At 60.0% G+C, this 20,245-nt stretch carries 18 protein-coding genes and 1 pseudogene; 12 read left to right on the top strand and 7 right to left on the bottom strand.

Annotated features, from left to right (window positions below):
- Window positions 1–406, top strand: a 406-nt coding sequence (locus tag A3730_RS10975) for a VOC family protein (RefSeq protein WP_063538065.1), incomplete at its 5' end; no start/stop codon positions are given.
- A gap of 370 nt (window positions 407–776) precedes the next feature.
- Here A3730_RS10975 and A3730_RS10970 read toward each other — a convergent pair.
- Window positions 777–1,399 (bottom strand): annotated as a pseudogene (locus tag A3730_RS10970) (gamma-glutamylcyclotransferase).
- Window positions 1,400–1,491: 92 nt separating this feature from the next.
- Here A3730_RS10970 and pdxH point away from each other — a divergent pair.
- Window positions 1,492–2,121: a pyridoxamine 5'-phosphate oxidase gene (gene pdxH, locus A3730_RS10965; protein WP_063519792.1), complete on the top strand. Its 630-nt coding sequence runs from the start codon at window positions 1,492–1,494 to the stop codon at window positions 2,119–2,121.
- A 142-nt stretch (window positions 2,122–2,263) separates the two neighbouring features.
- Here the strand turns inward: pdxH and A3730_RS10960 are convergent, their stop codons facing one another.
- A complete protein-coding gene (locus A3730_RS10960) occupies window positions 2,264–3,196 on the bottom strand; it encodes a bile acid:sodium symporter family protein (RefSeq protein WP_063519793.1) in 933 nt (310 codons plus the stop codon).
- A gap of 67 nt (window positions 3,197–3,263) precedes the next feature.
- Between A3730_RS10960 and A3730_RS10955 the strand changes: the two genes are divergently transcribed.
- On the top strand, window positions 3,264–3,698 hold the full coding sequence (locus A3730_RS10955) for a hypothetical protein (protein WP_063519794.1): 435 nt from the start codon (window positions 3,264–3,266) through the stop codon (window positions 3,696–3,698).
- On the opposite strand, the gene A3730_RS10950 is transcribed toward A3730_RS10955, so the two are convergent.
- Window positions 3,678–4,553, bottom strand: coding sequence for an AEC family transporter (locus A3730_RS10950; RefSeq protein WP_063519795.1), 876 nt, complete (start codon window positions 4,551–4,553; stop codon window positions 3,678–3,680). The two genes, A3730_RS10955 and A3730_RS10950, sit on opposite strands and share 21 nt — an antisense overlap.
- 479 nt (window positions 4,554–5,032) lie before the next feature.
- On the opposite strand from A3730_RS10950, the gene A3730_RS10945 reads away from it, so the two are divergent.
- On the top strand, window positions 5,033–5,884 hold the full coding sequence (locus A3730_RS10945) for a patatin family protein (RefSeq protein ID WP_063519796.1): 852 nt from the start codon (window positions 5,033–5,035) through the stop codon (window positions 5,882–5,884).
- A gap of 16 nt (window positions 5,885–5,900) precedes the next feature.
- Here A3730_RS10945 and A3730_RS10940 read toward each other — a convergent pair whose 3' ends face one another.
- The 3 genes from A3730_RS10940 to A3730_RS10930 all read right to left on the bottom strand — a co-directional run bounded on the left by A3730_RS10940 (window position 5,901) and on the right by A3730_RS10930 (window position 8,470).
- Window positions 5,901–6,230: a hypothetical protein gene (locus A3730_RS10940; RefSeq protein ID WP_063519797.1), complete on the bottom strand. Its 330-nt coding sequence runs from the start codon at window positions 6,228–6,230 to the stop codon at window positions 5,901–5,903.
- 17 nt (window positions 6,231–6,247) lie between these two features.
- Entirely contained in the window at window positions 6,248–7,036 is a 789-nt protein-coding gene (locus A3730_RS10935; protein WP_063519798.1) for an aldo/keto reductase, read from the bottom strand.
- A 240-nt stretch (window positions 7,037–7,276) separates the two neighbouring features.
- Window positions 7,277–8,470, bottom strand: a complete 1,194-nt coding sequence (locus A3730_RS10930) for an FAD-dependent oxidoreductase (protein WP_063519799.1) — start codon at window positions 8,468–8,470, stop codon at window positions 7,277–7,279.
- A 90-nt stretch (window positions 8,471–8,560) separates the two neighbouring features.
- Between A3730_RS10930 and waaA the strand changes: the two genes are divergently transcribed.
- Window positions 8,561–9,817, top strand: a complete 1,257-nt coding sequence (waaA, locus tag A3730_RS10925; RefSeq protein ID WP_063538063.1) for a lipid IV(A) 3-deoxy-D-manno-octulosonic acid transferase — start codon at window positions 8,561–8,563, stop codon at window positions 9,815–9,817.
- A 176-nt stretch (window positions 9,818–9,993) separates the two neighbouring features.
- Here waaA and A3730_RS10920 read toward each other — a convergent pair whose 3' ends face one another.
- Window positions 9,994–11,421 carry a TolC family outer membrane protein gene (locus A3730_RS10920; RefSeq protein WP_063538061.1) on the bottom strand — a complete coding sequence of 476 codons (1,428 nt, stop codon included), beginning with the start codon at window positions 11,419–11,421 and terminating at the stop codon, window positions 9,994–9,996.
- Window positions 11,422–11,585: 164 nt separating this feature from the next.
- On the opposite strand from A3730_RS10920, the gene thiC reads away from it, so the two are divergent.
- From thiC to parC, 7 genes are all read left to right on the top strand, one after another.
- Complete coding sequence (gene thiC / locus A3730_RS10915) at window positions 11,586–13,460, top strand: phosphomethylpyrimidine synthase ThiC (RefSeq protein ID WP_063538059.1); 1,875 nt, start codon at window positions 11,586–11,588, stop codon at window positions 13,458–13,460.
- Window positions 13,453–14,088, top strand: coding sequence for an NUDIX domain-containing protein (locus A3730_RS10910; protein ID WP_063519675.1), 636 nt, complete (start codon window positions 13,453–13,455; stop codon window positions 14,086–14,088). Before thiC ends, A3730_RS10910 begins: the two co-directional genes overlap by 8 nt.
- Window positions 14,085–14,543 carry a DUF1249 domain-containing protein gene (locus A3730_RS10905; protein ID WP_082872340.1) on the top strand — a complete coding sequence of 153 codons (459 nt, stop codon included), beginning with the start codon at window positions 14,085–14,087 and terminating at the stop codon, window positions 14,541–14,543. The genes A3730_RS10910 and A3730_RS10905 overlap by 4 nt, the downstream gene beginning before the upstream one ends.
- 237 nt (window positions 14,544–14,780) lie before the next feature.
- Window positions 14,781–15,587 (top strand): 3',5'-cyclic-AMP phosphodiesterase, encoded by an 807-nt coding sequence (gene cpdA / locus A3730_RS10900; RefSeq protein WP_063519677.1) that lies wholly within the window; start codon window positions 14,781–14,783, stop codon window positions 15,585–15,587.
- Window positions 15,588–15,785: 198 nt separating this feature from the next.
- Window positions 15,786–16,376 carry a YqiA/YcfP family alpha/beta fold hydrolase gene (locus A3730_RS10895; RefSeq protein ID WP_063519678.1) on the top strand — a complete coding sequence of 197 codons (591 nt, stop codon included), beginning with the start codon at window positions 15,786–15,788 and terminating at the stop codon, window positions 16,374–16,376.
- Between the two features lie 81 nt (window positions 16,377–16,457).
- Complete coding sequence (parE, locus tag A3730_RS10890; RefSeq protein WP_063519679.1) at window positions 16,458–18,344, top strand: DNA topoisomerase IV subunit B; 1,887 nt, start codon at window positions 16,458–16,460, stop codon at window positions 18,342–18,344.
- Between the two features lie 150 nt (window positions 18,345–18,494).
- The coding region (parC, locus tag A3730_RS10885; protein WP_063538057.1) for a DNA topoisomerase IV subunit A at window positions 18,495–20,245 on the top strand (1,751 nt) is incomplete at its 3' end.

Below are 20,245 nucleotides of genomic sequence, written 5' to 3'. Positions count from 1 at the left end.
CCGCTACCCCATCGTGGTCACCGACCACAAGGTGGCCTGCCGGGATTTCTGGCAGCGGCATTTCGGGCTGGATGTGCTGTTCGACAGCGACTGGTTTGTGCTGCTGGGCAATGAGCAGCAGGGCAGCGTGGTGGCCTTCATGAGCCCGGATCATCCCTCGGCGCCGCCGGGGCCTGAGTGTTTCGGCGGGCAAGGTGTGTGCCTGGAGATTGAAGTGCAGGATGCCCGTCAGGCAATGGCGGATTTCCAGGCCAGTGGCGGCGAAGTGGCGTATCCGCTCAGTGACGAGCCCTTTGGTCAGCGCCGCTTCGGCCTGCGCGACCCTTCCGGTTTGTGGGTGGACGTGGTGGAGCAGATCGAGCCACAAACGGGGTATTGGGACCGTTATATGCAGACAGGGGATTGAGAGGCTCCTTGATCCAACACCTCCGTCATACCGCAATGCTGTTCACTCAGGAGAAGCAGCGCTGCGCGAACATCTTCGTCATGCGAGCATGACTTCCCACCAATCCCGAAGTTTGAGGGGGGGGGGAAGCGATGTTTACATCGCGAAGGCTTCAGGTCTGGCACAGAACCTTAAGTGAACGGTATTACCGTCATGCCGGGGTTATTCGCTGCGCTCCCCCCTTCGGGTCCAGACTCCGTCTGCTCTGCTCTGCTCTGCTCTGCGCTTGTGCTCCGGTATCTACTTCACGTTCGTGTGGTCTCTCTGAAAGGCGCTGCCAGCAGCAGGAGGTGCCGGGGCAAGCCCGGCATGACAATCTGCTCAGGTCGGATTAATCATTCCCTGCCAACAGAAATTGCTCAATCCGGAAGACGTGTTCATCCAAAGCACCCAGCTCCCGCAGGGCTTTGGCTAGGTGGAGCAGATAATCTCGGTTGCTGCCGCTGGGGCCTTCACTGCGGGCAATATGCTCGGCAATGGCCTGCTCGTCCGCCTGGCCAAGAAAGGCCGCATTGTCCTCGGTGGCAATATAGACCAGACCGTCCGCCAGATCTCCGTCGGCAAAGGTCAGTGGCGTGCGAAAGCGCAGATAGCCATTCTTCTCCCGATGGTCGAGATGCTCGAACACATCCGGCGTGATGCGGTAGGCCATGCCGGCACACACCATGCCGGGGGCTTCAATCAAGGTGACCACCCGCCCCGGTTTATCCGGGGTGCCGCGATGATCGTGGGAACCGAGCGCAGCGAAGGTAACGCACTTTAGGGCGGCCCGAAGGGTGAGCGAAGCGAATAACCTTGCCAGAAGCGCCGGACCCAGCCGCTGATCGACGCCGGTCGTCGTGCCAGGTAGGGAAAGTCGGCCTTGTAGATCAGCGAGCCATATCCAAACAGCCATACCGGATGGTTCGGGTGCAGGTCGTGGCGGCGGCGATTTTCGTCGGCGGTGTTGAGCATGGCTAACTGTCCTGCTTCTTGATCCTGGTTCGTGGTTGTTGGCGTGTGGGCGTTATACTGCCGGCTCAGTATGACAGCCAGCCGGGGAAACCATGAAAGATGTGCGCGAAGAATATCACGCTGAAGGGCTGACCCAGGTCTCCCTCCATGACGATCCACTGGAGCAGGCGCGTCTCTGGGTGGATGAAGCCATTGAGGCCGGATTGCCGTTGCCCAATGCGATGACGCTTGCCACCGTGAGCGCTGACGGCCAGCCCTCTTCCCGGGTGGTGTTGCTTAAAGGTATCGAGGGTGGCGGCTTCACCTTCTTTACCCACTACGACAGCCGCAAAGGGGAAGACATTGCGGCCAACCCCAAGGTGTCGTTCACCATGTTCTGGCAGCCTTTCGACCGCCAGATGATTGTTATCGGTGAAGCGCACAAAGTGGATCGGGAAGAATCTGACAGCTATTTTGCCTCCCGCCCCTATGCCAGCCAGGTGAGCGCGGCCATCTCGCCGCAGAGCCAGCCCGCCAGCCGGGAATGGCTGGAAGAGGAAGTGAAACGACTGGAGAAGGAATTTCCTTCGGCGCCGGTGCCGCGCCCGGCGCAGTGGGGCGGCTACCGCATCATCCCCACGGAAATCCAGTTCTGGCACGGTCGCCCGAGTCGCCTGCATGACCGGTTCCGGTATCGCAAACAGGCAGACGGAAGTTGGGTGCGGGAGCGGCTCGCGCCGTAAATATCGTGTTCCCGCAGGGGAGCGCTTGAGCCGCGAACAGCCGGAAAATGGCGAGTCACGAGAAGCGAGTTGCGAAGATCAAAAAATGTCGAGGTCTGGTTCGACTCTCGCTTCTCGTAACTCGAGACTGATTATTCGCAGCTCAAGCGCCGTTCCTGCGGGAGCTTTCTGCGGGGCTGCGTCTCCAGATCGTCGCCAACAACGATCCGGACAGGTTGTGCCAGACACTGAACAGGGCGCCGGGCAGGGCGGCCAGTGGGGTGAAGTGTTTGATCGCCAGTGCCACGCCCAACCCGGAATTCTGCATGCCCACTTCAATGGCCAGGGTGCGGGCGGTTTGCGGATCAAGCCGCAGTAATCGGGCGATGCCGTAGCCGCCCACCAGCCCCAGCGCGTTGTGCAGCATCACCGCCATAAACACCGCCATGCCCGCTTCGGCAATGTTGCCCTGGTTCAGGGCCACGATAATGCCGATCACGATGACGATGGCGGCCACGGAAACCAGTGGGAAAATGGCACGAGCTGGCGTCAGCTGGCGGTGCAGAAAGGTATTCAGGGTGCAGCCGGCCACCACTGGAATGACCACGATCTGGATCAATGACAGCAACAGGCCAGTCACCGGCACCGGGATGCGTTCACCCAGATAAAGCCAGGTCAGCAAGGGCGTGGCGACCACGGCCACCAGGGTGGAGGCAAAGGTGATCGCCACGGACAGCGCCACATTGGCGCGAGCCAGATAGGCGATCACATTGGACGCCGTGCCACCGGGGCAGGCGCCGACCAGTACCAGCCCGATCAGTAATGCCTGGGGTAGTTGCAATACGATACTGATGCCCCAGGCGATCAGGGGCATGAGGGTGTATTGCAGCACGAGGCCAAGCGCAATCACTGCGGGCCGTTTGAACACCCGCCGAAAATCCTCCCAGCTTAATGACAGCCCCATGCCGAACATGATCAGCATAAGCAGTGGCACGATGGCGGGCTTGCCGACGACTAACCACTGCGGCTGCCAGTAGGCCAGCAGGGAAAACAGCAGGGCCCAGAGTGGAAAAAGTTGTGTCAGGCGGTGGATCATGGAATGGCCCCGTGACGGAAAACCGTCAGTGTAAGCGTTTGGCAAAGAGGGCGCACAGGAGGCTCGGATGAAGCCGGTGATTCAGGAAGACGTGACGGGTTGCGGGATTGCTGCAGTGGCCGCCCTTGCGGGGGTGAACTACCGCCAGGCGAGGCAGCGAGCCGCCCGGTTGGGGATCGACCCGGAAGACCGCACGCTGTGGTCGGATACCGCTTATGTGCGGCGGTTGCTGGCGGCGTATGGGTTGCAGGCGCTACCGGGTGAGCAGCCATTTTCCAATTGGCAGGGGCTACCGGAACGGGCACTGCTGGCGATCAAGTGGCACCGGGAAAACGGCAAGCCGTTCTGGCACTGGGTGGTATTTGTCCGCGACGGTCAGGAGGCCTTTGTGCTGGATTCAAAGCGTTCGCTCAAGCATAACCTGCGCCGGGACTTTGGGCGCATGAAACCGAAGTGGTTTATTCCCGTTAATGTCTGTGGTTCAGAGCGCGTAGCTCAATAGCAGGGGTAGCAGCAGAAACGCCAGCAAGGTGGAAATCACCACCATGGCAGCGACTTCTTCCGCGCCCCGGTTGTAGGCTTTGGCGAGCAGGTAATTGAATACCGCCACCGGCATGGTGGATTCGATCAGCACCACCCCACGCAGTGGGCCGTCGATGTCCAGTGCCGTCACCAGCCCCCACCCCACCGCAAAGCCACTGGCCAGACGCAGCACCGCAAACCCGGCTCCGCTACCCAGATGGCGCACTTTCAGCTGCGACAGGGACACCCCCAGTGTAATCAGCATCAAGGGAATGGTCAGATCGCCGATCAGGCTGACGGTGTTGTAGAGCCACTCAGGCAGGCTTAGCTGGAAAGCGACCATGGCCACGGCCAGAAACACGGAGATCAGAATCGGGTGGCGGAACAGTTTCAGGGAAAACCCCTCGCCACTGACGATGGCCAGCCCCAGGGAAAAGTGCGCCACGGAGTAGAGCATCATCCACGCCAGCGACAATGCCAATCCGGCTTCGCCAAACGCGAGCATGCACAGCGGAATGCCCATGTTGCCGGTGTTGGGGAAGATCAGTGAAGGCAGAAACACCCGAAAGGGTTGGCCGGTAAAGAGCAGGATCACCGCGCTGACCACGAACGTGGTGGCCAGTACCGCTACGGCCAAACCGGCCACGTCCATGAGCGCCTGCAAGTCCAGCTCCGTCTTGCCCATGGTGGCGACAATCAGGCAGGGAGTGGTGACCAGGGTGACCAGGGAGGTGACCATCCGGGTATCAAAGGGCTTGCCGGCCCGCGCCCAGAAAAAACCCACGCCGGCGCATAACAATACCGGAGCAATAATGGCCCACACAGTGGTAAGCATGTCGGTATATCCGTGAATGAATCAGCCACGCAGTCTGGTAGCTGCTGGCCGGTATGTCCATTGTTGGCCGCGAGATTACGGGTTGGGCGTATTGCAACATGCGTTGGCTAATGCCGCGACGGGCACGACGATTATTCCGGTTGCTCATCTTTCTGTTTCCAAGCTGGTATGCAGAGCGTCGGCCAATGGGCTATCCGCGATGGATAACTGTTTAAGGTTTTGTTTTTACAATAATTAATAGGCGCGATATTGAGTGTGCCTGCACCCCGGGCGGAAACTGGGTGCGCTAGCCTGATGCGTCTGCGCTGTATTCGTGCAGGGTTGGCTCAACTTGCTCGAGGGTCTGGCCTGGAGCAGATCGAGCGATTGATCAAGGATGCCGATCACTGAGACAGCAAGGTTCTATTTCCAGCGGTTTGTTGGCTTTGGCATCGTAATTGAATGGATTCCAGTGAGTGGTTCGATGTGGAGGAAAGGCAATGGATCAGCGTGCGTTGGTGGTAGAAGGCGGTGCCATGCGCGGCATTTTCGCCGCCGGTGTGCTGGATGCGTTTCTGGAAAACCAGCACCATGATTTTGATTTTGCGGTGGGCGTGTCTGCCGGTTCGACCAACCTGATTGGTTATCTGGCGGGAGACCACGGCAGAAGCCGGCGGATCATCACCGACCATGCCTGCCGTCCGGACTTTATCAACTGGCAGCGTTTTATGGCCGGCGGGCACCTGTGCGATGTGCACTGGTTGTGGCATCAATCGCGCCTGGAGGTGCCGTTAAGCCTGGAGCAGCACTGGCAGGGAAAGGTGCCGCTGTGGGTGGTGACCACGTCGGTGGAGGATGGTGCGCCCCGTTATTTCCAGACCCGGCCCGAGAATCTGGATGAAGTGATGACCGCGTCCTGTTCCATTCCTTTCGCTTACCGGGATTTTCCCACCGTGGATGGGCAGCCGATGACAGATGGTGGGCTGGCGGATTCCATTCCTGTGCGCTGGGCCTACGAGCAGGGGGCGCGGGATATTACCGTGGTGTTGTCCCGCCATCAGGGCTACCGCAAGCGTTCCAGTGCCCTGACACCGCTACTCAAGCCCTGGGTGCGTGACATGCCGGCACTGTATGCGGCCATGGTGAAGCGAACGGATGCCTATAATCAGGCGCTGGATTTTATCGATAATCCCCCTGCAGACTGCAATCTCACCGTGATTGCCCCGCAGCCGGATTTCCCGGTGAATCGCTTGACCACCCATGCCGGGAAACTGGAGCGGGGGTATCAGCAAGGTCACTGGGCGGGGTTGCAATCGTTGGGGACGGAGATAAAAGCAGCTTCGAGCTACTAGCTGCGAGCTTTGAGGCTCAGCTCTCTTTTTCTTCGCAGTGCCAGACCCAGGCATCCAGCTCGATATGCTCAATACCGCGGAAGTGGCTCTCCATCATGAATTCACGGCGATCGCTGAGCATGCCGCGGTTGCCGCCGGCTTTCTTGATGGCCTTGGCGAGCTTCTTGTTCACGTTGTTATTGATGAACGCGTCGCTGAACAACATGCCCTGCATTTTGCTCCCCGACGACACCGAGACTTCCCCTTTTTCTTCGCACCCCTGAGGGGCTTCGCGGAGCAGTAATATGTTATCCCCCTGTGCCGCGAGGGAGGTGCCGAGTAGCAGAATCATCAGACAAAAGCGCATGGGGTTTCCTGTTGTTGTTATTGCTTGCAGGCCTGTCGGGCCTTGGCCACGTTTTCCCGCAAGTGGACGGGATTGATGGTGCCGGCAATGATACTGCTGACGCCAGCGGTGCCAAGGATCTGGTTCAGACTTTCCTGCACCGGGTCTGCAAGGGTGTCATTGAGGTGACCGCTGGCAAAGGCTTTCTTGATCAGGATGCCTTTCTGGTGAGCGGCGGCGTGTTCGATCACCTGTACTTCATCGTGGTGCTGAAGGTTGTAGGTGACCATGGCCATGTCGGCGCGGTCCAGGCAGGCAATGCCGCCAGCCACGGTCTTGGTAGACATGCCAGTGGTGCGCACCAGGCCTTCCTTCTTCAGGTCGTTCAGGGCATCCAGGGTGCCCTGTTTGATGATCCCCATGTCATCGCCATCGGAGTGAATCAGTACGCAATCCAGGTAATCGGTGTTGAGTCGTTTCAGGCTGCGCTGCACGGAGCGGCGAACGTGTTCCGGGGAGAAATCGAAATGGCTTTCACCACTGTCGTTATCAAACTCTTCGCCCACCTTGGTGACGATCACCCAATCCTGGCGCTGACTTATCAGCTGGCCGAGACGAGCTTCGCTGTGGCCGTAGGCCGGAGCGGTGTCGATCAGGTTGATGCCCAAGTCCCGGGCCTGGGCCAGCAGCTCGGTTACCGCGTGATCATCAGGGATGGTGAAACCATTGGGGTATTTCACCCCCTTGTCGCGGCCGATTTTCACCGTGCCCAGGCCGAGTGCGCTGACGGTTAATCCTGTGTTGCCCAAGGGGCGCATAAAAGACATGACGGTCCTCTGTATTGACGGTAGGAGGGGGCGGGTTGCGGGGTAAAAGCAGTTGAAAGTTCAAAGCTTAAAGTTGAAAAGCGCGGGATAGACCGGGTGCCGGTTTTAATGTTGTCGCCGCGCCCCATGGCTGGTGGTCGCGGAGCGCCAGTGTTAAAAACCGGAACAGCCCTGCCTCGCGTTTAAACTTTGAACTTTCAACTCAGCCTCACACGTCTCCAGTAACCCCCTCGGGCAATGTTAAAAACAGGTATGCCAGTACGGCACGCCCATGGGCGCCTGTTTTAGTTCTGCCGGTACCGTTAACGGTTCGCCCGGCTGCAGGCCGCTTTCTTCAATCAGTGCCATGACCCGGTCGCCCAGATCCGGGGCCAGGGTGAGTTTGGTGGGCCAGGCGATGATCAGGTTTTGGTCCCGGCGGGCGTAGGCGTTATCCGGTTTTACCAGTGCCTGCTGTCTGGGTTCGGCGCGGGTTACATCCAGGGTGGCGAATTCGGCGTTGCTGAAATCCAGCCAGGGGAACAGATGCTTGAGTTCGTCCCGGCCGGCAGTCAGTTGTTCCTGTTCGCTGCGCTCCACGCCCCGTTCCGCCAGATCGCCGCCCAGGTACCACACCACCTTGCCGTCGGGGCAGTCGTGGGTGGTAACGGTGAGCACGGGCTTGTTGCTGGTGCCGACACAGTGGGCGTAAAGGCGATGACCCAGATCATGTTTGACCAGCACCATTTTCAGGGGGCGCAGCTGGCTGTGTTCCTGCTCCAGCAGGTGGGCCTGATGGGCGCCGTCGAGCAGGGCCGGGTTGCCGTTGCCGGCGGCGAGCAGGGTCAGGCGCGGTTCAATGCGTTGACCATTAACCGTGACGGCGCGCAGGCCGTTTTCATCCCATTCCAGCGTGTCCCGTTCGTTGTCGAGCGCCAGCAGCCGGTCGCGGACCGGGGCGCTAAGTGTCTCGATCAGCGATTCGGTGTTGATGACCAGGTCGTCCAGTTTGTAGACGTTGCCCTTGAAAGCCTTGTTGGCCAGCGCGCTGGGGAAATGATCGCGCTTGAGCTTTTCAATGCGGCCACGCAGCATCTTGCTGGCGAAAAAATTGGTCATCCGTGAGGCCACGGAGCCGCTGGACCACATGTGTTGGGTGTCACTCAGTACTTGCAGCTGGCGCAGGTCCACCGGGTCGTCGCCGGCCATGGCCGCACGCCAACGGTCCGGCATGGCGGCAATGGATTCCGATTCACTGGACAGATTGCCGCCCAGGGCATACTTGAGGCCACCGTGAATAATGCCCTGGCTGGCCAGGGTCTGGTCGCCGCCGAGGGTGGCGGACTCCAGCAGCAGGCATTGGTAGCCGGCCGCGTTGAGTCGGTTGATCAACCACAGGCCGGCAATACCGCCGCCGAAGATCAGGATGTCGGGTTTCAGAGGGGAGTTGCTCATGGCTCACCATCGGAGAAAGTTGCCGCTATGCTAGCATAGACAGGTCGGGCGTCAGACGTCCGACGTCCGACGTCCGACACAAGAAGCCCTATGCGTATTTTTTATTCCGCCCTCTGGTATCTGCTGCTTCCCTTTCTGTTCCTGCGGCTGTGGCTGCGCGGGCGGCAGGCGCCGGCCTATCGTCAGCGCTGGAAGGAGCGCATGGCCTGGGGATACCGGCCCGGTACCCTGAAAAACAGTCTCTGGGTTCATGCGGTGTCGGTGGGGGAAACCCTGGCGGCGGTGCCGATGATCGAGCGGTTGCTGGCGGATTACCCGGATACGCCGCTGCTGGTGACTACCACCACGCCCACCGGCTCGGAGCGGGTCAAGGCCCTGTTCGGTGACCGGGTGACCCATGTGTATTGCCCCTGGGAATTGCCCACGGCACTGAACCGTTTCCTGCGGGCTTTCGATCCGAAAACGGTGATCGTGCTGGAGACCGAGTTGTGGCCCAACCTGTGTGCGGCGGTGAAGCGTCACGGAGCCAAACTGATGCTGATGAACGGGCGGCTGTCGGAGAAAAGCTACCGGGGCTACCGCAAGTTTCCCCGTCTGGTGCGGCCCATGATGGCGCGCTTCGATGCCCTGGCGGTGCAGACCCCGGTGGAGGCGAAACGCTATGTGGCTCTGGGTGCCTGGCCGGAACGGGTCCATGCCATCGGCAGCGTGAAATTCGACATGAGTTTGGATGATGCTGTGCGTCAGGCGGCAGGGGATTTACGTGCCGCTATTGGCGAGCGTCCGGTGTGGATCGCCGCCAGTACCCATCCCGGTGAAGACGAGCCGGTGCTGGCAGCGCACAAGGCTCTACTGGAAACGGCACCGCAGACCCTGCTGATGCTGGTGCCCCGGCATCCGGAGCGTTTCGACAGCGTGGCCCAGCTGGTCCGCCAGCAGGGACTTGGCCTGGCCCGGCGCAGCAAGCAGGACACCATCGCCGCCGACACCCAGGTTTACCTGGCCGATACCATGGGCGAGTTGTTGATGTTGTTCGGGGTGGCCGACGTGGCCTTTGTGGGCGGTTCCCTGGTGCCGGTGGGCGGGCACAATCTGCTGGAACCGGCCGGCTGGGGAAAGCCGGTGCTCACTGGCCCCCACCTGCACAACTTTACCGCCATCTCCAATCTGCTGGATGACGCCGGTGCCCTGACCCTGGTGGACAATGCGGATGCCCTGGCCATTGCCCTGCAGGCGCTGTTCCGTTATCCGGATCAACGCCAGCGTCAGGGGCAGGCGGCAGCAGCGGTGGTGGAAGCCAATCGTGGGGCGCTGGAGAAGGGGCTTAAACTGATTAGTGAACAGTAAAAGCAGGGGCTGTTGTAGGAGCCATGCTCGCATGGCGAACCTCACGAAACGAAGCACAAGCACCACAGGGCGAGAAGGCGTATCCGATTCCTCAGGTGAGATTCCGGAGGATCCTGCAACGCCTTTTCCTCGCTAGGGCTCGGTTCGCCATGCAAGCATGGCTCCTACATTGCCTTTCAATAACGTGTATCCGGCACCAGCGCGTCGCTGCGGCCTTCCAGGTCCGGCTGGTAGATGTTCAGAGTTTCCGTGTCCGACAACCACTGGTTGATGGCCGCCAGGTCGCCCTGCTGCAGGTCGCCGGTGGTGGATTTCAGGGTCAGGGAGTTGATGATGTAGTCGTAACGGGCGTTGGCATAGTCGCGCTCGGCGGCGTACAGCGCCTGTTGGGCGTTGAGCACGTCGACCACGTTACGGGTGCCCACTTCGTAGCCGGACTGGGTGGCTTCCAGGGCGGAACGGGTGGAGCGGATCGCCTGGCGGCGGGCTTCCACGCGCAGGGCGTCGGCTTCCACGGTGCGGTAGAACGTGCGCGCCTGCTGGCTGATGTCGCGAATCGTCTGCTGGTACCGCTGGCCGGCGGCGTCGGCGAGCAGGGCCGCCTGCTTGCGCTGGCTGTTGAGGCCGCCACCGCGGAACAGCGGCACGGTTACTTCAATGCCGATAGTCTTTGAATTAGTGTCCGGTTGCGTCGAGTAGAATTGCGTGAGTTGATTGCCGGGATCGCCTCCCGAGACGCTTGGATCGGTATTGTGGTTGTGCTGATACTCAGCGAACAATTGAACCTTTGGAAGCATGGCCCCCAGTTGTCGGTCGGCCGTAAAACCCGCTGCTTTGGCGCTGTAGCGGGCGGCGAGAATCTGCGGATTCTGGTACGCGGCCTTATCGATCCAGGCATTCATTTTTGACGGTTGCGGCCCCTCCATCGGCAGATTGTCGCGCAACTCCGCCAGCGTCTCCCATTTACGACCAGTGAGTGTTTCTAACTGGTCGCGGGCGATATCGAATTCCTGCTCGGCGACGATCAGGTTCACCCGGGCCAGGTCGTAGGCGGCGCGCGCTTCTTCCACATCGGTGCTGGCCACCAGGCCCACGTCGAAACGTTCCTGGGATTGTTCCAGCTGCCGGCTGATCGCCTTCTCCTCGGCCTGGGCGGACACCAGGGTGTCCCAGGCGCGCAGCACGCCGAAGTAGCCCTGCGCCACGCGCAGCACGAAATCCTGGCGGGACTGGTAGAACTCGGCCTGGGCTACGGAGGTCAGCGACTTGGCTTCCTTGTAGCCGTAGAAGGCATCCAGGCGGAACAGCGGTTGCGTTAGCGTCACCGAGGTGGAACGAGATCTACCGTCTATCTCCAGGTCACCCGTCGATTCGTAGGTTTGGTTGATTTCCGAATGGCGGTGGCTGGCATCGATGGTCGGCAGCAGCGCGGCCCGCCCCTGTACCAGCGTTTCCTGATCCGCTTCCCAGGTCTGGCGGGCGGCGCGCCAGGTGCCGTCGTAGCTCCAGGCTGCGTTGGCGACTTCAGTAAGGTCAGCGGCCTGAACGGCACTGGCCAGTGAGGTAAGAAGAAGAACTAGGGGCGTTGCCGGGCTACGCTTCATTCTGGTGCACTCTTTTTGTGTGTCTGGTTAATCATTATGGTACTGGCAAGTACAGAAAATTAACACCGCCTGTTTGGGCCAGTTCCGCGGTTGTTCGGCTGTTGGGCGCTGGCGTATAGTGTCCGCCATTCCTGAATTTCTCTTATTTGCTTCTGGAGGCCGACGTGCCAGACGATCAGCGCCCCATCGCCAACGCCATTGACGAATCCTGCCAGCCTATCGCGGGTTCACGAAAGATCTATGTCACGGGATCGCGCCCGGACATTCGTGTCCCCATGCGAGAAATCCAACAGCATCCGACCCCATTGGCGGACGGAAAGTTCGAGGATAACCCACCGCTGTCGGTTTATGATACCTCTGGTCCCTATACCGACCCGGATACTCAAATCGACATCCGTAAAGGGCTGAATCCTATTCGGGCTGCCTGGATTGATGAGCGGGATGATACCGAGCAGCTGGCCGGGTTGACCAGCGAGTATGGCCGCAAGCGGGCCAACGACGTGGCCAAGGCCGGCCTGCGTTTTGAGCACACGCGCATTCCTCGCCGCGCCCGCGCCGGCAAGAATGTCAGCCAGATGCACTACGCGCGCCAGGGCATCATCACTCCCGAGATGGAATATATCGCCATCCGCGAAAATCAGCGGCTGCGTGAGCATCGCGAAGCGGGCCTGCCGGTGAACCAGCATCCGGGGCAGAGCTTCGGCGCGGCGATTCCGGCGGAAATTACCCCGGAGTTCGTCCGTGATGAAGTGGCTCGGGGCCGGGCGGTGATCCCCGTCAACATCAACCACCCGGAAATCGAGCCGATGATCATCGGCCGCAACTTCCTCACCAAGATCAACGCCAACATCGGCAACTCGGCGGTGACCTCTTCCATTGAGGAAGAAGTCTCCAAGATGACCTGGGCCACCCGCTGGGGCGGTGACACGGTGATGGACCTGTCCACCGGTGACAATATTCACGAAACCCGCGAGTGGATTCTGCGTAACTCGCCGGTGCCCATCGGCACCGTGCCCATCTACCAGGCGCTGGAAAAGGTCAACGGCGTGGCCGAAGACCTGACCTGGGAAATCTTCCGCGACACCCTGATCGAGCAGGCCGAGCAGGGGGTGAGTTACTTCACCATCCACGCCGGCGTGCTGCTGCGCTATGTGCCGATGACCGCCAACCGGGTTACCGGCATTGTGTCCCGCGGTGGTTCGATCATGGCCAAGTGGTGCCTGGCGCACCATGAGGAAAGCTTCCTCTATACCCATTTCGAAGAGATCTGCGAGATCATGAAGGCCTACGACGTGACCTTCAGTCTCGGCGATGGCCTGCGCCCCGGTTCCCTGGCCGATGCCAACGATGAAGCCCAGTTCAGTGAGCTGCGCACCCTGGGCGAGTTGACCAAGATCGCCTGGAAGCATGACGTGCAGGTGATGATCGAAGGCCCCGGCCATGTGCCCATGCACATGATCAAGGCCAACATGGATGAGCAGCTGGAGCACTGTGGGGAAGCGCCGTTCTACACCCTGGGCCCGCTGACCATCGATATCTCCCCCGGCTACGATCACATTTCCAGCGCCATCGGTGCGGCCATGATCGGCTGGTATGGCACCGCCATGCTTTGCTATGTGACGCCCAAGGAGCACCTGGGGCTGCCCAATCGCGAAGACGTGAAGGAAGGCATCATCGCCTACAAGATTGCTGCCCACGCGGCGGATCTGGCGAAGGGCCATCCCGGCGCGCAGCTGCGTGATAATGCCCTGTCCAAGGCACGTTTCGAATTCCGCTGGGAAGATCAGTTCAATCTGGGACTGGACCCGGACCGGGCCCGTGAATACCACGACGAGACCCTGCCCAAGCAGGCCCACAAGGTGGCGCATTTCTGTTCCATGTGCGGGCCGAAATTCTGCTCCATGAAGATCAGCCAGGAAGTCCGCGAGATCTACGGTGACGGCACCGCCCAGGTGGCCCAGGCCGAAGCGGGCATGGAAGAAAAATCCAAGGAGTTCCGCGAACAGGGCTCTGCGCTTTATCACGAGGCCCATGAGTAATCATTCACTGACACCGCCATTTGGCCCGCAGGACGTGGAAGTGCTGGAACGGGAGACCCCGTTCCAGGGCTTCTTCCGGGTGGATACCCTGACCCTGCGTCACAAGCACTATAACGGTGGCTGGGGCGAGCCCGTCCGCCGGGAGCTGTTTGTACGGCCACCGGCGGCCGCCGTGCTGCCCTATGATCCGGTGCGGGGCGAGATTCTGCTGGTGGAGCAGTTTCGGGTCGGCGCGCTGGAATGGCGGGATACGCCCTGGTGCCTGGAATTGATTGCCGGCATCGCCGACAAGGACGGAGAAAGTGCCGCCGACCTGATTCGCCGTGAGGCGGTGGAAGAGGCCGGGCTGACCCTGGGCACCATGGAACCGATCGCGGCCTACATGCCCAGCCCCGGTGGCACCAATGAGCGCCTGCAGGTGTTCGTGGGCCATGCCGATCTGGCCGGCGCTGGCGGCATTTTCGGCTGTCCGGACGAGGGCGAAGACATTCGTGCGGTCACCGTGAGTGCCGATGACATTCCTGGGCTGCTGGAAAGCGGTCAGGTGGATAACGCCGCGTCGCTGATTGCCCTGCAATGGTTGCTGTTGAACCGCGCCCGCCTGGATGCGGCCTGGGGCGGGCAGTGAGCCGCCGCGAGCGTTACCGGCTGGATTTTCGTGCGCTGATGACCCAGTGCGAGGAAAACTATGCGCGCCTGTTGCCCTTAATGAAGGCGTTGGGTGAGCGAGACAGCATGGCGGTGGAAGTGGGACATGACCAGCATCCCCATACCCTGCAGATGCGTGTGCTGGAGCGTTCTCCCTACACCACCACGGTGCGTCTGGAAGATCAGGAATTGCTGGAAGCCTTGCCAGCGTCTCGGCTCACCGTGCGCATGTACCACGATGCGCGGCTGGCGGAAGTCACCGAAGCGCGTCCTTTCCGGCGGGTTAACGCCCGCTACGCCTACCCTAATCGCAACATGCATCAGCGCGACGAGAAGGTGCAGTGGAACCGGTTTCTGGCAGAGTGGCTGCGCCACCTCCATGACCACGGCCGCGACAGTGGCCAGGCCTGGCGCCAACAGGTCACTGGCAGTTGAGCAGATGGCGCTGTGAGTGCGTGGGTGCCTGCCACTCCCCGGATACAGAAGCAACCCGCTCTGCGGTTTCTTCGTAGAGAAATGGTAACCAATTCCAGCTCTTGGATCTGTTTCCTAGAAAAGTGCCATCATCTTGGTTATAAGTGACGTTGAGGGCGGCCTTGCGGTACTGGGGAGTACAAGGAAGGGCCGTCAACGAGATATGGGACCATAATAACGGTTACGGGAGCGGGGATCTTGACGCAGCAGTTGCAGCCCCTTCGAGTCGTGCAGTTGTCAGACTGTCATTTGTTTGCCGATCCACAAGGCAAGCTGCTGGGTTTGAATACCCAGTTCAGTCTGGACAAGGTGCTGGAGCTGATTCGCAAGGAACAACCCAATCCGGATTTGATTCTGGCCACCGGGGACCTGTCCCAGGATGCCTCCTACGAATCCTACGAGCGCCTGGATCGCGCTCTGTCCGGTTTCGATGTGCCGGTTTACTGGCTTGAAGGCAATCACGACAAGCCTGCGCCCATGTTGCAGGCGCTGGCAGCCCACCGCGAAAAAATGAGTCCGTGCGTGCTGAATGTGGGCAACTGGACCATTGTCATGCTGGACTCCACCATTCCCGGCGAAGTGCCCGGCGAGCTATTCGACGAAGACCTGAAATTTCTCGACACCGCCTTGCGGGATGCCATCGGTGAGCACCTGATGGTATGTCTGCACCATCACCCGGTCCCGATGGAGTGCACCTGGCTGGACACCCAGGTGGTGGGCAGTGCCGACCAGTTTTTCCAGGTCATCGACCGCCATGAGCGGATGCGCGCCATTATCTGGGGGCATGTGCACCAGGAGTATGACGCGCACCGCAACGGGGTGCGGATGATGGCGGTACCCAGCACCTGTGTGCAGTTCAAGCCCAAGAGCGAAGACTTTGCCGTGGACGATGCCAATCCCGGCTACCGTTGGCTGGATTTGCACCCGGATGGCCAGATCGACACAGGGGTGAGCCGGGTGGAAGGCATCACCTTCGAGGTGGATTTCACGGTCAAAGGTTATTGAGTGTCGAGTTGAAAGTTTAAAGTTGAAACGCGAAGACAGGTAGCCGTGACATTGGCAGGCCCTTTCTCCGCGTTGCCAGAGGGGCAGAATCGCGGGCACGGTCGAGCGATTGCACGCGCTTTTCAACTTTAAACTTTCAACTTGCAACTCCTCCCCATCGCGTCAAACTCCTGAACAGCGTAGTAACGAGGAGTGATCATGACTGCCCCGCAAATGTCCCTGATGTATATCCACGGCTTCAACAGCTCGCCTGCGTCCCACAAGGCGGGGTTGCTGCGCTCGGTGTTCGAGCAGGCCGGTTGCCCGGAGCGGCTGATCGTGCCGGCGTTGCCGCCGTCGCCCCGGCTGGCCATGGCGGAGCTGGATGCGGCCATTGCCGGCGCCGGGCCGGTGGCGCTGCTGGGCTCGTCGCTGGGCGGTTTTTATGCCACCTGGCTGGCGGAACACCACGATCTGAAGGCCGCAATCGTAAATCCTGCGGTCAGACCGTGGCGACTACTGGACAAATACACAGGTATCCAGCATAACTACCATACCGGCGAGGCCTACCAGTTCGATCCGGTCTGGCTGGAGCAGTTACGGCACTACGAAGTGGCAGAGATCACCCAGCCGGAAAACCTGCTGTTGCTGACCCAAACCGGTGACGAAACCCTTAACTGGGAAGACGGCTGGGACTATTACGGTGACTGTCACCGCTATTGTGGCTTGGGTGGCAGCCACGGCTTTGATAACTTTGACGCCTTCATACCGCTGATGCTGCGGTTTTGTGGGATTGAAATACACGCCTGATGCCCGAGGCCAGATGCCGGCCGTGTGATACATCATGCGCCCGGCATCTGGCGTCCTGCGTCTGGTGCTTCTGGAAAATCTATGGCCAATAACTATACGTCCGAAAATATTGAAGTGTTGTCGGGCCTGGACCCGGTGCGTAAGCGCCCGGGCATGTACACCGATACCTCCCGCCCCAACCATCTTGCCCAGGAAGTCATCGATAACTCGGTGGATGAAGCACTGGCCGGCCATGCCAAGTCGATCAAGGTCACCCTGCTCAAGGATGGCGGCGTGGAAGTGGAAGACGATGGCCGCGGCATGCCTGTGGACATGCATCCGGTACAGAAAAAACCGGGTGTGGAAGTGATCCTGTCTACCCTGCACTCCGGGGGCAAGTTCTCCAATAACAACTACCAGTTCAGTGGTGGCCTGCACGGCGTTGGCGTGTCGGTGGTGAACGCTCTGTCCACCAAACTGGAGATTCTGGTCAAGCGCGATGGTCAGCTGCACCGCATGGAATTCGGTGATGGCGAAAAGCGCAGCGATCTGGAAGTGATCGATACGGTTGGCAAGCGCAACACCGGCACCACCTTGCGCTTCTGGCCCGACGCCAAGTATTTCGATTCGCCGAAAATGTCGGTGACTCGCCTCAAGCACCTGTTGCGGGCCAAGGCGGTACTTTGCCCGGGCCTGCTGGTGACGCTGGATAACCAGCTCACCGGCGAGAGCGACGCCTGGCAATTCGATGATGGCCTGATCGAATACCTGCTGGAATCCAGCCGCGGCTGGGAGCGCGTACCGCAGGAGCCGTTCAACGGTGCCATGAGTGCGGAAACCGAGGCGGTGGATTGGGCGGTGACCTGGCTCCCGGAAGGCGGCGAGCTGATTCAGGAAGCCTATGTGAACCTGATCCCCACGGCCCAGGGCGGCACCCATGTGAATGGCCTGCGTTCCGGCTTGTTGGATGCCATGCGCGAGTTCTGTGAGTTTCGTAATCTGCTGCCCCGTGGGGTCAAGCTGACCCCGGAAGATATCTGGGACCGGGCAGCCTTCGTGCTCAGCGTGAAAATGCAGGATCCACAATTTGCCGGGCAGACCAAGGAACGGTTGAGTTCCCGCCAGACCGCAGCTTTTGTGTCTGGTGTAGTGAAGGATGCGTTCTCCCTGTGGCTGAACCAGCACACCGATGAAGCCGAAAAACTGGCGGACCTGTGCATCAATAACGCCCAGAAGCGTTTGCGCGCAGCCAAGAAAGTCACCCGGAAAAAAGTCACCAGCGGCCCGGCCTTGCCCGGCAAGCTGGCGGACTGCACCAGCGATGATCCGTCCCAGAGTGAAATTTTTCTGGTGGAAGGGGATTCGGCGGGTGGCAGCGCCAAGCAGGCCCGCGATCGGGTGTATCAGGCGATCATGCCCCTGCGCGGCAAGATCATGAATACCTGGGAAGTGGATTCCAGCGAGGTGCTGGGTAGCCAGGAAATTCACGATATTGCTGTGGCCCTGGGCATCGAGCCCGGCAGCGATGATCTTGGCGGCCTGCGTTATGGCAAGGTCTGCATTCTTGCCGATGCGGACTCAGATGGTCTGCATATCGCCACGTTGATCTGTGCCTTGTTTCTGCGCCACTTCCCTGCACTGGTCAAAAGCGGCCATGTGTTCGTGGCCATGCCGCCGCTGTATCGCATCGATGTGGGCAAGGAAGTGTATTACGCCCTGGACAAGGAAGAGCGTGATGGCGTGCTCGACCGCATCAAGGCGGAGAAAAAACGCGGCAAGGTGAACGTGACCCGTTTCAAGGGGTTGGGTGAGATGAATCCGCTGCAATTGCGCGAAACCACCATGGCCCGCGATACCCGCCGCCTGGTGCGTTTGGATGTTTCCACCGATGACGGCACTCACCAGCTGATGGATATGCTGCTCAGCAAAAAGCGCGCATCCGACCGCAAGGGCTGGCTGGAAGAAAAAGGGAATCTGGCGGAAGTATAAGGGTGCCGGACGCCGGATGCCGGATGCCCGACGAAAACTAACAAGACAAGACGACGCCTGAAAAGTCTCAGCCACGAGCTTGCCGTTTGTTCGGCAATAAGCATTTGGCTTCAGGCATCAGGCGTCCAGCATACGAGCTAGCGAGTACCTATGGCTGACGAATTTGAAAGTTTTCCGTTAAAGGAATACACCGAAAAAGCGTACCTGGATTATTCCATGTACGTGATTCTGGACAGGGCGTTACCCAATATTGGTGACGGGCTGAAGCCAGTGCAGCGGCGTATCGTGTACGCCATGAGCGAGCTGGGCCTGAAGGCCTCATCCAAGTACAAGAAGTCCGCCCGTACGGTGGGTGATGTGCTGGGTAAGTATCACCCCCATGGTGACTCCGCCTGCTACGAAGCCATGGTGTTGATGGCGCAGCCGTTCAGTTACCGCTATCCGTTGGTGGATGGCCAGGGCAACTGGGGTAGCGCGGACGATCCGAAATCGTTTGCCGCCATGCGTTATACGGAATCCAAGTTGGCGCCGTATGCGGAAGTGCTGTTGTCCGAGCTGGGGCAGGGAACGGTGGAATGGTTGCCGAATTTCGATGGCACCATGGAGGAACCCAAGCTGCTGCCGGCCCGGCTGCCCAATGTGTTGCTCAATGGCACCACTGGCATCGCCGTGGGCATGAGCACGGATATTCCGCCGCATAACCTGCGTGAAGTGGCCAATGCCTGCATTCATCTGCTGAAAGATCCCGGTGCCTCGCTGGATGATTTAATGCAGTACATCAAGGGCCCGGACTTCCCCACCGAAGCGGAAGTGATCACCCCGATCAACGACATCATTCGCATGTATGCCGAGGGCAAAGGCTCTCTGAAGCAGCGTGCGGTATACGAACGTGAAGATGGCGATATTGTAGTGACCGCGCTGCCGTATCAGGTATCCGGGGCCAAGGTGCTGGAACAGATCGCCGATCAGATGAACAAGAAAAAGCTGCCCATGGTCAGCGATCTGCGCGATGAATCCGACCATGAAAACCCGACCCGCCTGGTGATTACGCCGCGCTCCAACCGGGTGGATGTGGAACAGTTGATGAGTCACCTGTTTGCCAGCACCGACCTGGAGAAAAACTACCGGGTTAACCTGAACATGATCGGCATTGATGGCCGGCCCCAGGTGAAAAGCCTGGACATGATTCTGAACGAGTGGTTGCAGTTCCGCATGGTCACGGTACGCCGTCGTCTGCAATTCCGTCTCGACAAGGTGCTGGAACGCCTGCACATCCTGGAAGGCCTGTTGGCGGCGTTCCTGAATATTGATGAAGTGATTCATATCATCCGTACTGAAGATGCCCCCAAGCCGGTATTGATGGAACGGTTTGGCATCAGCGACCGTCAGGCGGAAGCGATTCTGGAATTGAAGTTGCGCCATCTGGCGAAACTGGAAGAAATGAAGATTCGCGGTGAGCAGGATGAGCTCAACGAAGAACGCGAATACCTGGAAACCACCCTGGGTTCCATGGCGAAAATGAAGAAGCTGGTAGCCAAAGAGCTGAAGGAAGACGCCGAGAAATACGGTGATGATCGCCGCTCGCCGCTGGTGGAGCGCGATGATGCCAAGGCCCTGGATGAGACCGACCTGCTCAGCGCCGACCCGGTGACCGTGGTGCTGTCGGAAAAAGGCTGGGTGCGTGCCGCCAAGGGCCACGAAGTGGATGTGGAAGGGCTCAGTTACAAGGCAGGCGACAAGTACAGGGCCAGCGCCAAAGGTAAATCCAACCAGCCGGTCTGCTTTATCGACAGCACCGGGCGGACCTATTCGTTGCCGGCGCACACCTTGCCCAGTGCGCGGGGGCAGGGTGAGCCCCTGTCTGGCCGGGTGAATCCGCCTTCCGGCGCCAGCTTTATGGC

The organism is Alcanivorax sp. HI0044 (assembly GCF_001634945.1).
The sequence above is the reverse complement of the archived record's forward strand: the minus strand, read 5'-3'. Positions and strand labels throughout refer to the sequence as shown.

Excerpts from the sequence above, each read along its gene's own strand:
- A3730_RS10910 (WP_063519675.1), top strand. The coding sequence starts at position 13,453 with ATGAGTAATCATTCACTGACACCGCCATTTGGCCCGCAGGACGTGGAA.
- A3730_RS10920 (WP_063538061.1), bottom strand. The coding sequence starts at position 11,421 with ATGAAGCGTAGCCCGGCAACGCCCCTAGTTCTTCTTCTTACCTCACTG.
- A3730_RS10940 (WP_063519797.1), bottom strand. The coding sequence starts at position 6,230 with ATGCGCTTTTGTCTGATGATTCTGCTACTCGGCACCTCCCTCGCGGCA.
- A3730_RS10945 (WP_063519796.1), top strand. The coding sequence starts at position 5,033 with ATGGATCAGCGTGCGTTGGTGGTAGAAGGCGGTGCCATGCGCGGCATT.
- A3730_RS10895 (WP_063519678.1), top strand. The coding sequence starts at position 15,786 with ATGACTGCCCCGCAAATGTCCCTGATGTATATCCACGGCTTCAACAGC.
- A3730_RS10955 (WP_063519794.1), top strand. The coding sequence starts at position 3,264 with ATGAAGCCGGTGATTCAGGAAGACGTGACGGGTTGCGGGATTGCTGCA.
- A3730_RS10960 (WP_063519793.1), bottom strand. The coding sequence starts at position 3,196 with ATGATCCACCGCCTGACACAACTTTTTCCACTCTGGGCCCTGCTGTTT.
- waaA (WP_063538063.1), top strand. The coding sequence starts at position 8,561 with ATGCGTATTTTTTATTCCGCCCTCTGGTATCTGCTGCTTCCCTTTCTG.
- A3730_RS10950 (WP_063519795.1), bottom strand. The coding sequence starts at position 4,553 with ATGCTTACCACTGTGTGGGCCATTATTGCTCCGGTATTGTTATGCGCC.
- parE (WP_063519679.1), top strand. The coding sequence starts at position 16,458 with ATGGCCAATAACTATACGTCCGAAAATATTGAAGTGTTGTCGGGCCTG.
- pdxH (WP_063519792.1), top strand. The coding sequence starts at position 1,492 with ATGAAAGATGTGCGCGAAGAATATCACGCTGAAGGGCTGACCCAGGTC.
- A3730_RS10935 (WP_063519798.1), bottom strand. The coding sequence starts at position 7,036 with ATGTCTTTTATGCGCCCCTTGGGCAACACAGGATTAACCGTCAGCGCA.
- A3730_RS10930 (WP_063519799.1), bottom strand. The coding sequence starts at position 8,470 with ATGAGCAACTCCCCTCTGAAACCCGACATCCTGATCTTCGGCGGCGGT.